The organism is Inquilinus limosus, from assembly GCF_051487185.1.
Lineage (GTDB): Bacteria > Pseudomonadota > Alphaproteobacteria > DSM-16000 > Inquilinaceae > Inquilinus > Inquilinus limosus_F.
This window is the reverse complement of sequence record NZ_JAHVDK010000001.1, coordinates 288,978-302,158: the sequence shown is the minus strand read 5'-3', so window position 1 is coordinate 302,158 and position 13,181 is coordinate 288,978. Positions and strand designations below refer to the sequence as shown.

Sequence of the window (13,181 nt, the reverse complement as noted above, 5' to 3'; positions counted from 1 at the left end):
AACACCTATATTCAACCTTTTGTTGAACAGCGTTGGCGCAACCTACCCGCCGCAGAGAGATATCGTCGCGCCGGTGACGGGCGCAAGGGACGACGTTTGAAGTTGATATCAACCGCCTCGCCCATGCCGCGATTGAAGGAAAACCGTACAGACTGTGGGGCCTGAACTGGACGGGAAGGCTGCTGGCTCCCCACCTAGGGGCCGCCCCTTTCCGATCCTAAGGGCCGCCAAACTGTGGCCCTTTAGCGGCCCCCATCCGACCCCGAGAAGGTGAACCTGGAAGAGCCCCCACGTGGACGCCTGATTGTGTCTCAGCCTCACCGCTGCTTCGGCTCGGACGCAATCTCACGAAGCTTCGGGAGCAATTGGTTCGCCATGGCCTCAGCTTCTCCCCAGACCCTAAGCTCCTCCTCGATCAGTGCCCGTTTGCCGGCCGGCGTGCGATCTTCGAAGTCGCCTCGGGCTGCATCGATCAGCGTCGTCCTGACGCCAGCAATCCAGGAGTAGAGCCGGGCGAAGTCCGCCACCACCGCCGGGCCGAGGATGCCGATGTCGGCCATGCGGGCCTGGGCGATGGGGAACGGATCAAGCGGCCCCTCATCGGCCCGTAGCCAGCCCTTCAAGGACCTGTCGTGCCCTTCGGCAAGATCCTCGCAAAGTTCCCGAGCGCTCTCTACGTGGCGCCTGCGGCGGACGATGGCGAAGTAGCCCTCAAGCTCCGCAGCCAGCGCCGCGGCGAGCCCCTTACGGTTCTCGTCCCGCTCCCTCTCCGCAAGCTCCCGCTGGCTTCTATGGGCGACACGTGCCCCAACCCACACACCCAGGATGCCGATGCCGCCAGAGACGAGCACGGACAACAACTCGGAGGCCCAACCAGGTAGATCCCCACCGGCCATGCGTCCCCTCCCCAAGGCCACGATGGAGCGACTGTACGCGAGACCGAGCGGGGGCCGGTAGGGAGGGCGGGCGGCTTAAAATGTGCCAAATTTTCGAGCTGGCAATCGGATATTTAGCAGCGCGCGGTTACCCCCCGGTACCCCCTCGCGCGACCTTTGCCGGGCGCGGGCGGGCGGCATGGTACCGCGCACGTCGCACGGGATAGCTCCCGCGGCTTCTTTACCGGGGCCGCGTCAAGTGGACCTGACAGGCGCCGGCCGTGCCCGCTCCTCGAACTCCTCCAGCAGCCGCCAGAGCTGGGCGCGCTCGTCCTCGTGTATGGCGCTGTCCGCCATATCCTTGAGTGCGTAGTACTCCACCTCCGTGCGGATGCTGCCCCGCTTGAGAACGGCCTTGAGGTGCCGGTTGCGCTTCAGCCTCAAGGCCGAGAGCGTCGGCAAGCCCATGCCCGCCAATTCCTCGTCCGCGGCCCGCATCTGATCGGGCCTGAAGCCCTCCGCCATCTCCACGCAATCGTTGATCGCCATATCAAGGCCCTTCCGAGCCTTGCTCGGGGCTGTCGCCTCGAACCTCGCGAGGACCTTCAGGGGATGGTCCGGAGCATCGGGGTTGATGTTCATGTAGCGCTCAGGGAACCAGCCCATGAACCGCTTGCGGGCTTCGTAGTCGTCTTTGGCGGATGTCATAGCCTTCCCCTCTTGATCGCCAGGATGGGGCAAGCCGCAGGCCGTGTCACGAGGCGCCTCGAAGCTGCACCATTGCCCGCTAGGGTATACCCGTACGAGCGTTTGGAAAGTGTCCGGAAAAGTGTTCGCTAGGGTTGACTCCTGCCTTTCGAGCACGTATCTCTGCGAGCATCACTCTTTCGGACAGGCTTGCAGACCATGACCGCAACCATCCTGTACGCCCGCGTCTCGACGGCGGACCAGACTATCGAGCACCAGAAGGCCCAGGCTGAGGCGGCCGGCTTCACCATTGATCGGGTGATCGAGGATGACGGCATCTCGGGGGTGAACACGGCTTTCGCCAACCGGCCCGGCGGAAGCCGCTTGCTCGACATCCTGAGGGCCGGGGATGTGCTGGTGGTCCGCTGGGTCGATCGGCTCGGCCGGAACTATCAGGACGTGACGGACACCATCCGCGAGTTGATGCGGCGGGGCGTCGTGGTGAAGACCGTCATCAACCGGATGACCTTCGACGGAGCCACCACCGACCCCATTCAGCAGGCCGTTCGGGATGCCCTAATCGGCTTCATGGCAGCGGCGGCGCAGTCCCAGGCGGAGGCCACGAAGGAGGCTCAGCGGGCCGGCATCAAGTACGCGAAGGAGAAGGCCGAGGGAGAGCGGGGGAAGTATCTCGGCCGGAAGCCGTCCTACACCCGTGCCCAGCTTGAGGAAGTCCGCGATATGCTCGGCAGAGGTGAAGGGCACAGCGCCATCTCCAAGGCCACCAAGCTGACCCGAGCGACCATCTGGCGCATCGAGAGGGAGCCGGCCAAGGCCGAGGCCGCGCTTGCCGCATGGGAGAAGGCGGGCGGATAAACCCCCCCACTAGAAGACCCGCGGCTCATTACCCCCGGAAGTTTCGGGGGTATGCTGGCGCAGCGCGGGTCGAATAAAACGGCCCAATGGGAGACCCGCGCTGGGCAGTGGACCGGCGGGAGCTGGAATATACGTGCGCAATAGCCCGCGCCGCCACCTTCCTACCCTGGGCCGGGGCGGCTTTCCAAAATACCGACAATAGCTCCCGCCAGTCCCGGCCAGCGCCCCCATACGAGCACTCCTGCGCAGAAGCCGCCTAACCCTTTGATACACATTTGTAATTCAGCTTCTGTCGAATATGCCCAGCCAGTAGATACAACGGGCGCTTGGCTCGGGCGTCGCAGACCCGCGGGCGAATAGATAAGTCCTTGTTTCGGAAGGCTTTGGTCGGTGTTCGGCGGATATACCCTGCCAATAGAAGAAGCAGGCGTCGGGAACGGCCGCCTCTTGCGTCGCCTCGCGTGTCTGGCGGGGCGCTCTGGATTCTTTTTTCGGAGATGCTGTCAGCACGAGCCGACACCTCCGCCCACCACCACCACAACCCGAGAGGAACCGCCATGCCGAAGCCCTCGCGCGGCGAGGATGCTGTTACACGTTCACGACCATTCGAGCCCTACCGCCTCCCCATCAGCGCAGCCTCGCGCGCCCTTGCAGACACCTGCTGCGCCCTGGTCGAGGCGGAGGAGGTGAAGCATCGGTTGCGGAAGCGCACCCGCCGTGCCGCTGATCGCGAGACCTTCCGTGCCCTGGTCGGGGCTCTAGTCTCCGATCTAGCCTATCGTGCGCTGGAGACCGGTGACGATGAAACAGGGATCAACCTGACCCTGAGCCGGGATGTGCTATGCCGTAGATCGGAGCGCTACACCCCGCCCTGGCTGGGCAAGACGCTGCCCGCCGTGCTGGCCGTGATGGCTCGGCCGGACGTGGCCCTCTGCCGGGTGACTAAGGGCGCCCGAGGTAGATCGGACGGAACGCCCGGAACGCTGACCGAGGTGTTCCCAGGTCCTGCCCTCCTCGACCGGCTGGCTGGGCTCCGGCTGTCCGACTTCGATCTGTGCGAGACTCAGGAATTGGTCATGCTCCGGGATGGTCGAGACGATGACGGGAACCGGGGCGCCCTGGTGGACTACCGCGACGATGAGACCACCGAGCGGCTGCGGGCCGAAGTGCGGGCCATCAACGCATGGCTGGCCGAGGCAGACATCAGCATCGACCCGGCGGCCCCTGGAGCCGACCGTATCGACACCTCTTATCGCCGCCTCAGACGCCGCTTCACCAACGCCTCGTTCACCTCCGGTGGTCGCCTCTTTGGAGGCTTCTGGCAGCCCATGAAGAAGGCCTGGAGACGAGCGATCAGGATCAACGGGGAGCCAGTGGTCGGGCTGGACTACAATGGCGCCAGCCTTCGCATGCTGTACGGGAAGGCGGGAGCGGCCATGCCTGATGAAGATCCATATGAACTCGGTCCCCTGGCCCAGTGGCCGCGCGATGCTATCAAGAAGCTCTTCGCCAGCATGACTTTCGACAGCACTCTTAAAAAGAACCCTAAGGCGACCTCAGGTCTCCGCCAGTGGCCCGAGGATGTTCGGAAACTTTTCATCCTGCCCGGCTCTGCCGGCGCAAATCCTCCACCCCTCCGGACAGTTCGGACGGCAATCGAGCAGGCCCATAAGCCGATCCGCCATCTGCTGTACCGCGGCATAGGCCATGAGCTGCAGTTCGTCGAGAGTGGACTCATGGTCGATCTTCTGCTGACCCTGAAGGGTATGGGCATCGTAGCATTGCCAATTCATGACTGCCTCATTGTCCAGGACAGTCAGTCCCATCGTGTCGAGGGGCTGATGCTCCACAAATTCATCCTGCACACTGGCGTGGAGGGGCAGGTCAAGGTGGAGTAACTGCCCTTCGCCTTCCCCTTGAGATCCCTTATCAAAGGACCATCACTCATCTCCTGCCATGGTCTTCGACCATGATGACCATCAACCTACGGTCTCACATCAAGCCAATCGCTATGTAGCTTGATCAGGGAAGCTCTATTGGAGGTCCCGTAGAAGTCTTTGATCTATAGGGACTTTTCGACCTGACGCCCCCCATCGCCGCCTGATCGCGGCTCGACGCCACCACCACCCACAGCCCGCCCGGCACGTCCGAGGCGGGTTTCGCATTGAAGGAACACGACACCATGGCAATCAGCCTCCGCAACCGCGGCGAGTACCACCACTGGAACGGCACCAAGCCCACTGACACCGCACCTCTCGCCTCTGCCGAGGTGACCCGCACGGCCACCCTTCCGGGCGCCGTCACGATCACCGTGAAGGCCACCGCCGAGATCCTGGCAGATGGGACGGTCGGGGCGGGGACCGTGGTCGAATGGTCTTTCTCGGAGCGGCCGATGCTGTCCGAGGAGACGGAAGATGGTCGCTTCTACGAGGCCTTCGCCGAGGCCGTAGAGGGAGCGTGGGAGGAGGCGATGCAGGAGGCTCTTTCCCGTGTCCCGGTAAGCGCCAGGACAAGCGATCTGTCACCGCCGCTCTCCATGTAGCCCAGAACACGACCGGCCGTCCTAGCGGCGCCCTCGCACCGCAGCGGTTGAGGCGAATGTTCCCCGATCAGATAGGGGATCATCGACCGCTTCACGCCCCTATCTAACCGCAACCACCCACAGCCCGCCCGGTCACCCCGAGGCGGGCTTCTTCATGCCTGTCCGGCAACCGCCGGCAGCAGCCCACACCCACAGAGAGGAACCACCTCCATGGCTAGAACCTTGCCGGGGCTCACCCCGCAGCGGGACAGCACCGTTGCCGGCGGCGGACGCCGAGAGCCCCGCCTGATCCGCACCTCACAGCCACAGATCGCGCCCCGCCAGATCACCGCCCCGGTCGCCCAGCCGGTGGACACCTACGCGCCCACGCCGGCCCCCCAAGGAGCTGGTGACGGGTTCTTCGCGCTGGCCCAGGGGCTCCGCGACTTCTCCCCTGTCCTGGCCCGGTTCGCTGATGATCAGATGGACAAGGCGAAGCAGGCGGAGGAGGCGCGCGCCGAGGCCCGCATCGGGGGCATGACCCTCGACGAGCAGAACCGGTTTATCAAGAGCGGCGAGATCAAGAACTGGGAGGGGCCGTTCGCCCGCGCCAAGTTCATGCAGCTCTACGGCGAGAACGCTGGCACCGCTGCGGCGCTGGAGCTGGTCCGTCAGTACGAGAGCGGCGGCTTCGACAAGATGAACGGGAACCTGGATGAGTTCATCGCCCAGGGGCAGGCGGCCGGTCTCGCCGAGGTGGGGGACGACCCCTTCGCCCAGCGCCAATACGCCCGGTCCTTCCGCCAGATCGCGGACCGCCTGCGGCCCATGAACGCCCAGGACAAGGCCCAGCAGTTCGCCCAGGACAGCGCCGACCTGATCGCGGGACGCTTCATCAGCATCCGCACCCAGATGCAGGCGGATGGCTCCTACACCCCGCAGGCCTACGCTGAGCGGGTGCGGGCCGAGATGACCAGCAACGCCAAGCTCAACGTCATGGGCCGGGCGGATCAGGATCGCGTCCTCATGGGTGTCATCGGTCGGCTAGCGGACGAGGGTGACGAGGCTACCGTCAACTTCCTGCTGGACGATGACCGCGGGGGCGTGGGCGCCCTTGGCAACAAGCGGGAGAACTTGGCCGATGCTGTCCAGCTCAAGGAGCGGGCGCGGTCCCGGCGGGTGGAACTGACCCAGCGAGCAATGCCGGACCAGATGGCCCCGATCCTCGCGGCGGTGGACAAGGGGACCTACACCGCGGAGCAGGCCGAAAGGGACCGTGCGGCCGGGCTCATCAACGATGAGCAACGCATTTCCCTCGTCGCCCGCTCGGATGCCAGGGCGGCGGACCTTCGGGCGGCCAACGCCAAAGCCGTGGAGAAGCTGGCCCTGGCGAACGCCGCCGATGCATCTCGGCAATCCGCCAGACGGGCCGCCTGGGGGATCGCTGCCGAGGGCCGGGGCGCCCTCATCAGTGACGTGAAGGTGCTCAACGACAGCGGGGAGGAGGTGAACTACAGCCGAGCCGATCAGATCCGCGACACCGTCCAGACCTTCCAGGAGGCGAGCAACCGCCTTGCCCAGGCGGACAACTGGTCGCCTGCCCAGAAGGCGCAGTATGACGCCGATTGGTTCGCGAAGAACGGGTTCGAGGACGACCAGACGCAGGCGGTTTTGTCGAGCGCTTACAGCTCCGTTCGGTCTGTGGATGTCGAGAAAGGGACGGTCTCTCTGGGGCGCCTTCAGGACGCCTACGAGGCCTATTCGGCCGTCTACCAGATGAACCCCAAGTACGCCCAAAACGGGCTCCTGAAGGGCAGCCGGGAGCGCGCCTTCTACGACGATATCCGGGTGGGCATGGAATACGGCGGGCTGACCTTCGATCAGGCCGCAACCCAGGCCATCCAGCTTTCCCGGCTCGACCGGCGCGGCTCGGCGAACCTGACCCTCCAGGAGCGCAATGAGGTTCGGGAAGCCGGCGACCGCATCACCCTCAGGGCTCAGCCGGAGACCGCCTTCGGGCGGCTCTGGTGGGGCGAGGAGGGCATTGTCGGCCCCGTCCACAACACCGGGGATGTTCGGCGCCAGATTGAGGAACTGGCCTTCCGGAACATGGACCTCGGCCTGTCCCCCACAAAAGCCGTAGAGGTGGCAACGCAGCAGTTCGCCACGTCGCATCTCAACGTTAACGGCTATGCGGTCAGGGCCAATGCCAGGGCCTACCCGGCGGACATCGGCGCGCGCCTGACCAAGCGCCTCAGGGCGCTCTACGAGGACGACGGGGCGGACCTTCGGGACGAGTACGACTTCGACGACCTGACCGTGGTGCAGGACGGCGCCTCGGCCGGTAGGTGGATCGTGATCGACCGGAGCGGCCTCCCGATCAGCGACCCGGCCCGCCGGTACATCACCATGGACAGCATCCGCGCGGACATGCGGGAGGAGGCGGCCAAGGAGCGGCAGGAGATCATTGACGAGACTGTCCGGCTGAACGGCCTCAGACAGGATTTCCGCCGCGACATGAGCCGGGGAAACCCTGGCATCATCCCCCCTCCGCGGGACTTCACTACCGAAGACCAGCAGTAGAGCCGACACGGCCCCGAAAGCGGCCTGTGTGCTTCCCCAAACCGATCCCCTACGCGCCCGCTACGGTCCCCCGTGGCGGGCTTTCTCGTTTCCACCAACACAGGAGACCTCTCCCCGTGACTATCACCTCCCGCCTTGTCTACGCCCAGGACCGCGCCTCGCCCCTCCTCATGCCCAGCCCCTACGCGGTCGATGGCGGGGAGCTGATCGGCCGCGATCCGCGGACCATCGATCCCGCGGCCATGGCCCGCGAGCCTCTGCGAGCATCGGGGGACGGGCGCCCCACGAGTCCCCTGAAGGCCATCCGAGCGCAATGCATCGAGTGCTCGGGAGGGGACGCCAGCGAGGCCCGGAAGTGCACCGCCACCGGCTGCGCGCTCTGGCCCTTCAGGATGGGCCGGAACCCTTTCTACGGCATGAAAACCGCACAGTCTGAGGGGCAGGAATTGGACGGCGAGGATTGAGGTACGTCGGCCTACCGCCGGCCTCTTCCCGCCCAGACCCCCTCAAACTCGCACCTTCTGGCCCGCCCGGTTCCCCCGTGGCGGGCTTCTCGTTTCAAACACAGGAGCCAATCTAGATGACGACAGACCCGACAGCGGCGAAACCGGCCGCGCCGTTGATCCCGCCGAAGCCCGGTCGAGCCCCGATCTTCACCGTGGACGAGCGCGGGAAGGAGATCGTTCAGGTGCCCCTAGCGGGTGCCGGCGGAGTCGCTTTGGTGGACCGCGAAGATTGGGAGCGGCTGATGGCCCGCCGCATCTCGCCCAACTGGTATCTCAACGGGACCGGTGGCACCCGCCCGGCCCATGTCAGGGTGGACGTGAAGCGCACCCCTACCAGCGTCGCCCGGCTGATCCTCGGGGCCAACGCCCACGCCCGCACCGTCTATGCAAATGACGACCGGCGGGACCTCCGCAGAAGCAACATCTCGCTCAAGAAGGTGGCCGCGAAGGGCGAAGGCGAGGGCGGAAAGGGCGTGAAGCGAGTACGGCGCCGCACCGAGCGGGAGAAGTCCCCATCCCGAATCGCCTTTGAGGCCCAGGTGGCGAAGTACAACGCCGAGAGTGCGGCGAGACAAGCGCGGTTTGAGGCCAGGATTGCCGAGGCCGTGGCCCGCGGGGTTGACGCTGAGGTGGCCCGGAAGGAGTCGGAGAGGGTTCGTCAGGAGGAGATTATGGCCTACCTGATGGGGCGCCCTGTGGGGACTGGCCCGGCATCGGTCAAGCCAACTTGACACGCACTTGCTTCACGGCCGGCCTCGGCCTGGAGCACCTTCCGGCAGCAATCGGCTGGCTGGGAGATCGGCGCTGGTCCATCGACGGGTGGAAAGCTTGCTTCCCCTTCGCGCTCGGCCGCGCCCTTGCACCGACCGACTCGACTCCCGCCGACCTGGTTTGCACGGACCGCAGCATGTAGCGGCGCGTTCGACCCTGATGCCCGATATATAGCATTTTAGGAATCGACTCGACTCACGGCACACCCAGGCATAGAACAGAAAGGGAACATTGGTACGATCGAGGGCGGAAATGGACGCACTCCCACCGGTAGTCGCCAACGCGATGAGAGGCAGAGCACTCAGCCGAGCGGCCCGGAATCTCGGGCTCGAATGCCTGAAACTGATGGGCGACCGGCTACTGCGGGCGAAGGGGCAGGATCGGGAAGGCGACATAGATCCGAGCTGTGCGACGCCGCTTGGCGCCAACGAACGCGCCGCGATCTGGCAGGCCGCCCGCTGGATCAATGAAGGGATCGATAACCGGGAGCCCGTCAAGCTGGAGAACGCCTTGGCTGCACTTCAGAAGGTGGCCCGCGATGGCAGCCTGCCGGTCGACACTGCAGCAATCCCGGCCGAGGCCCTGAGCTGCACCGATGAGGAGCTGTGGGACGAGGTTAGAGCCTTTTGCGAGGTCTTCGGCCCGCGCCTTCCGGTGGCGGAGTGAACCGATGCCCCGCGACCTCGAAACCAAGCTGATCGATGCGGAAATTGAAGACGCCATTACCCGCAATGAACTGCGGTGGCGCGGCTTAGAGCTAGGTCTTCGCGAGGATGAAATCGCCGCCTTGCTCGCCAAGGGGACCGCTGTCGCCGAACGCCATCTTCGGGCGCTGAGCATCGACCCGGAATAGGAGGCCGCTATGTGCGGCGAGAACACCAACCGCCTGAGCTACTCCGATATCCATGCTCTCTATCGGTTGACGCTTGAAGCCGCGCAGGGGAAGGGCAAGCGGCCACCCGAGGACAATCAGCCGGGTGATCGCGGGATCGTCATCCGCTTCAACGCCGATACCGGCAAGCGCCACGCGGATCTGCTGCAGTGGGGTTTGATCCCCCGCTGGGCGAAAGACCCGTCCATCGGCGCCAAGCTGTACAACGCAAGGGCCGAAACGGTTCACGAAAAGCCGGCCTTCAGGGACGCCTTTGCCCGCCGCCGCTGCATCGTGCCGGCCAGCGAGTTCATCGAACGCAAGACGATCGGCAGGCCGCGCGGCCGGAAGTATGCCTTCGGCATGGCAGACGGTTCGCACTTGGCCCTTGCCGGCCTGTGGGAGGGCTGGCGCGACCCTAGTACAGGGGAATGGATCAAGACCTACACGGTGATCACCACCGACGCCAATGCGATCGTGGCGGAGGTCCACCATCGCATGCCGGTCATCCTTGATCCGGAGCAGTGGCCGGTGTGGCTCGGCGAAATCGAGAGCACCGAGGCCGAGCGCCGGGCGATGCTGAAGCCCTACCCGACCGATCGGATGGCGAGCTGGCTGATGGGCGGCGCCCGGCCGGTCCACGAAGCCGAGCCCGATGAAACCGATCTGTTCTCAATCGCGGCGGAATGAGCCGCATCCTGCGAGGAGAACGCGATGACCATGCTGAACACCACCACCCCGATCCCGGCTGACATACTGGAATTCGAGGTAGCGACCCGAAAGGCTCTGAAGGCGATGCGGAGCGGTGACCCGCAGAGGATGAGCGCCGCTTTCGTCCGCTATATGGACATCTCCATCAAGATGGCAGCGAAGCCTTACGAGCAGATCGTGGCCGACGCCAAGCGCATCGAGCGGCGCGGCCGGATCGACCTCGACGACTGGAGGCGGATCGATGCAGCCATAAGAGCGTTCTGCGACGAGCCGGGGCCTGACGCACAGGCGAACGGTTTCCCGACCGTGACCGGGAATGCCGCTTCGCTGTGTTGATCGACTTCACTCGCTAGGAGTCCCCCATGAAGCACCGTCGCGGCCCCTTCAGCGAAGATCTTCGGGCAGCGTTCCGCCCCGACTCGGCGAACCCGCATCTCCTCATCGGCGCCATGAAGGACCGCCGCGAGGAGGTCATATGGGGCGCACGGGAACACGGGATGAGCGATAAGGAGATCACGGCGCTTCTCCGGGACGGGATCGAGGCGGCGGAAAGGCGCATCTTCGGTGACGCGGGAAAGGGCCGCCAAAGCCCCAGGTGAGGGACCGTGTTCAGAACAACTGGGATATCGGCATCCGGCTTTCCGACATCTCGCCCCTTACCGGCATCGTGGCGAAGTGCGGTAGGTGCAACCGCAGGCGGGAGCTGGACCGGCGGCGGCTCATGAACCGGTTCGGGAGCGATGCTCGGCTGTTCCGGATCGAGATGGCGTTGAGGTGTACCGGATGCCGGAGTGAGGTGGCCTGTAGGATTGAGTTGAGGGCACCACGGAGGGATTGAATAGGCGGATACTTTCGCCCCTTGCGCTTTCAGCCCCGCGCTGCTTTCCTCTTAGGAGTTTGACGGCATTTTAGGAACTCTTTCGATGAAGCGATTTTCGGCGGCTGCCATCGCAGCCCTTAGCCTGTCCGGCTGCGCGTCAATCACCGAGGGGACGAGCCAAGAGATCCGGGTTGATGTCACACCCGCCGTGGCGTCGTGCAGCGGCACCCGGAAGGGCGCCCCGACCGGGACCTATGATCCGGTCTCGCACATCTACAAGGTTGACAAGAGCCGGAACGACATCCTCTTCACCTGCAAGGCGCCCGGCTATCGTGACAAGACCGTGACGCTGGTTTCTTCGGCCAGCGGATGGGGTGTTGCGGGAGCGCTGACGCTCGATTTCGGCTTGGTGGACTACGCCACCGGCGCGCTGAACAAGTACGAGCCCACGCTTACGGTAACCCTGGAACCGCAGGCCGGCCCGACCCTGGTCGCCGCGCCCGCAGTCGCCCGGCAAATCGAGCCCAGCAAGCCGGCCGCCGCTTCGGGGGCCGTCATCTGCCGCATCGGCACCCTGACTCTAGCCAAGCCCGCCCAGGCTTGCGCGGAGGCTGGAGGCGTCGCCGTCGCACCGGTTGACTAGCCGCGCCGGCCACCCGGTTCATTCGGTACAGCGTTTTCACAGAAAGGGATTGTTATGCTGAAGACTGTTCTTGGTGCTGCCTGCCTCGTGGTGCTCACTGCCACTGCGGCTCTTGCCCATTCCGGCGGCACTGACGCAAACGGCTGCCACCAAGACCATAAGAACGGCGGCTATCATTGCCACGGAAAGCCGAGGAGATAGCGGGGCCAATAGGCTTTGTTCTTGGACCACCCCATTGGCCAAGGCCAAACCAAGCATCCTCGTCCTGGGGCTCATCATTCTCGGCGCTCTAGGCAAATGCATGGGGGAGAACACACCCTCCACGCCCCGTTACGTGACCTATTCGCCGTCCGTTCCGGCCACCTCTACGGCTCCCCCGCCGGTTGCGCTGCCGAGGCCGAGCGTGCGCCCCTCAACGCCTCCAGCCGTGGCCCCCCCTGCGCCCTCTACGGCACCCGTCAAGTCCAACTTGACACGAACCCTCACCCCCGTGCCCCGGAAGGTCACGGCCCAATCTCTGAACATGCGGAAAGGGCCTGGCACCGGCTATGAGCCCAACGGCGCCCCGCTCCCGAGGGGGACCATCGTGATCCACACGGGGGACGCTCAGGAGGTCGATGGGGAGGCGTGGATGGAGGTGTCGTATCAGGGCCGCCTAGGGTGGGTGAGCGGGCGCTTCCTGGGGCCTGTGGATACGGTGGAGGCGCCGCCGCCTACAGCCACGGCCACCACCAGGACGGCGCCGGCAGCCCGCCCGGCGACGCTGTTCGAGGCGCCGCAGCAGGAGGCCCCGGTAAGGCAGACAAGAAGGGCCGGCTCAGGGTTCACCTGCGGGGGGAAGCGGACGTGCGGACAAATGAACTCGTGCGCGGAGGCGAACTTCTACCTGAACCAATGCGGGCTCTACAGGCTCGATAGGGACGGCGATGGGCGCCCCTGTGAAAGCGGGCCGTGTTGATTGGGGAGCGTTGGTCGGGAGCACCCCGCCCGCTCCTAGAAGGTTAGGAGCGGCACGTGCCTCGCAGGCGGTATAAGACCGGCCTATATGAATCCGAACCTGATCGGTATTCTTCACCTCCGCCATACCGCGGGCGTGGCTGGCACATCGAGTTCAATCATCTCGTGACTATTCGGGGATCAAGAGATGAGTCCGAGCAGCCAGACCCGAGAACACTAAATCACTTTCGCTCCATTATCAGGAGTAACAATCTGCCAGATGGATCGTTGGAGACGACTTACGCCCCCGAGATAATAGTATGCGCAAAGGATCGCAAAGCGGCTCAGAAGATTGCTAATCTCATCGGCGCAGCAAATGTC

15 protein-coding genes are annotated in these 13,181 nt (G+C 64.9%); 13 read left to right on the top strand and 2 right to left on the bottom strand.

Features of this window, described 5'->3' with window-relative positions:
- Positions 1-317: 317 nt before the first annotated feature.
- A complete protein-coding gene (locus KXR53_RS01495) occupies positions 318-896 on the bottom strand; it encodes a hypothetical protein (RefSeq protein WP_437372690.1) in 579 nt (192 codons plus the stop codon).
- Positions 897-1,130: 234 nt separating this feature from the next.
- Positions 1,131-1,583 carry a hypothetical protein gene (locus KXR53_RS01490; protein WP_437372688.1) on the bottom strand — a complete coding sequence of 151 codons (453 nt, stop codon included), beginning with the start codon at positions 1,581-1,583 and terminating at the stop codon, positions 1,131-1,133.
- A gap of 198 nt (positions 1,584-1,781) precedes the next feature.
- On the opposite strand from KXR53_RS01490, the gene KXR53_RS01485 reads away from it, so the two are divergent.
- From KXR53_RS01485 to KXR53_RS01425, 13 genes are all read left to right on the top strand, one after another.
- Entirely contained in the window at positions 1,782-2,438 is a 657-nt protein-coding gene (locus KXR53_RS01485) for a recombinase family protein (protein WP_437372686.1), read from the top strand.
- Between the two features lie 557 nt (positions 2,439-2,995).
- A complete protein-coding gene (locus KXR53_RS01480) occupies positions 2,996-4,336 on the top strand; it encodes a hypothetical protein (RefSeq protein ID WP_437372684.1) in 1,341 nt (446 codons plus the stop codon).
- A 284-nt stretch (positions 4,337-4,620) separates the two neighbouring features.
- A complete protein-coding gene (locus KXR53_RS01475; protein ID WP_437372682.1) occupies positions 4,621-4,980 on the top strand; it encodes a hypothetical protein in 360 nt (119 codons plus the stop codon).
- Positions 4,981-5,190: 210 nt separating this feature from the next.
- Positions 5,191-7,542: a hypothetical protein gene (locus KXR53_RS01470; RefSeq protein WP_437372680.1), complete on the top strand. Its 2,352-nt coding sequence runs from the start codon at positions 5,191-5,193 to the stop codon at positions 7,540-7,542.
- A 580-nt stretch (positions 7,543-8,122) separates the two neighbouring features.
- Positions 8,123-8,779 (top strand): hypothetical protein, encoded by a 657-nt coding sequence (locus tag KXR53_RS01465; RefSeq protein WP_437372678.1) that lies wholly within the window; start codon positions 8,123-8,125, stop codon positions 8,777-8,779.
- A gap of 292 nt (positions 8,780-9,071) precedes the next feature.
- The gene (locus KXR53_RS01460; RefSeq protein WP_437372677.1) at positions 9,072-9,485 is read left to right on the top strand and encodes a hypothetical protein; all 414 of its coding nucleotides are present in this window, start codon (positions 9,072-9,074) and stop codon (positions 9,483-9,485) included.
- A gap of 4 nt (positions 9,486-9,489) precedes the next feature.
- Positions 9,490-9,672, top strand: a complete 183-nt coding sequence (locus tag KXR53_RS01455; protein WP_437372675.1) for a hypothetical protein — start codon at positions 9,490-9,492, stop codon at positions 9,670-9,672.
- Positions 9,673-9,681: 9 nt separating this feature from the next.
- On the top strand, positions 9,682-10,380 hold the full coding sequence (locus KXR53_RS01450; RefSeq protein WP_437372673.1) for an SOS response-associated peptidase: 699 nt from the start codon (positions 9,682-9,684) through the stop codon (positions 10,378-10,380).
- Between the two features lie 24 nt (positions 10,381-10,404).
- A complete protein-coding gene (locus KXR53_RS01445) occupies positions 10,405-10,737 on the top strand; it encodes a hypothetical protein (RefSeq protein ID WP_437372671.1) in 333 nt (110 codons plus the stop codon).
- Between the two features lie 26 nt (positions 10,738-10,763).
- Entirely contained in the window at positions 10,764-11,000 is a 237-nt protein-coding gene (locus KXR53_RS01440; protein WP_437372669.1) for a hypothetical protein, read from the top strand.
- 324 nt (positions 11,001-11,324) lie between these two features.
- Positions 11,325-11,864 (top strand): hypothetical protein, encoded by a 540-nt coding sequence (locus tag KXR53_RS01435; RefSeq protein ID WP_437372668.1) that lies wholly within the window; start codon positions 11,325-11,327, stop codon positions 11,862-11,864.
- Between the two features lie 54 nt (positions 11,865-11,918).
- Positions 11,919-12,065, top strand: coding sequence for a YHYH domain-containing protein (locus KXR53_RS01430; protein ID WP_437372666.1), 147 nt, complete (start codon positions 11,919-11,921; stop codon positions 12,063-12,065).
- 100 nt (positions 12,066-12,165) lie between these two features.
- Positions 12,166-12,822, top strand: coding sequence for an excalibur calcium-binding domain-containing protein (locus tag KXR53_RS01425; RefSeq protein ID WP_437372835.1), 657 nt, complete (start codon positions 12,166-12,168; stop codon positions 12,820-12,822).
- Positions 12,823-13,181 lie beyond the last annotated feature (359 nt).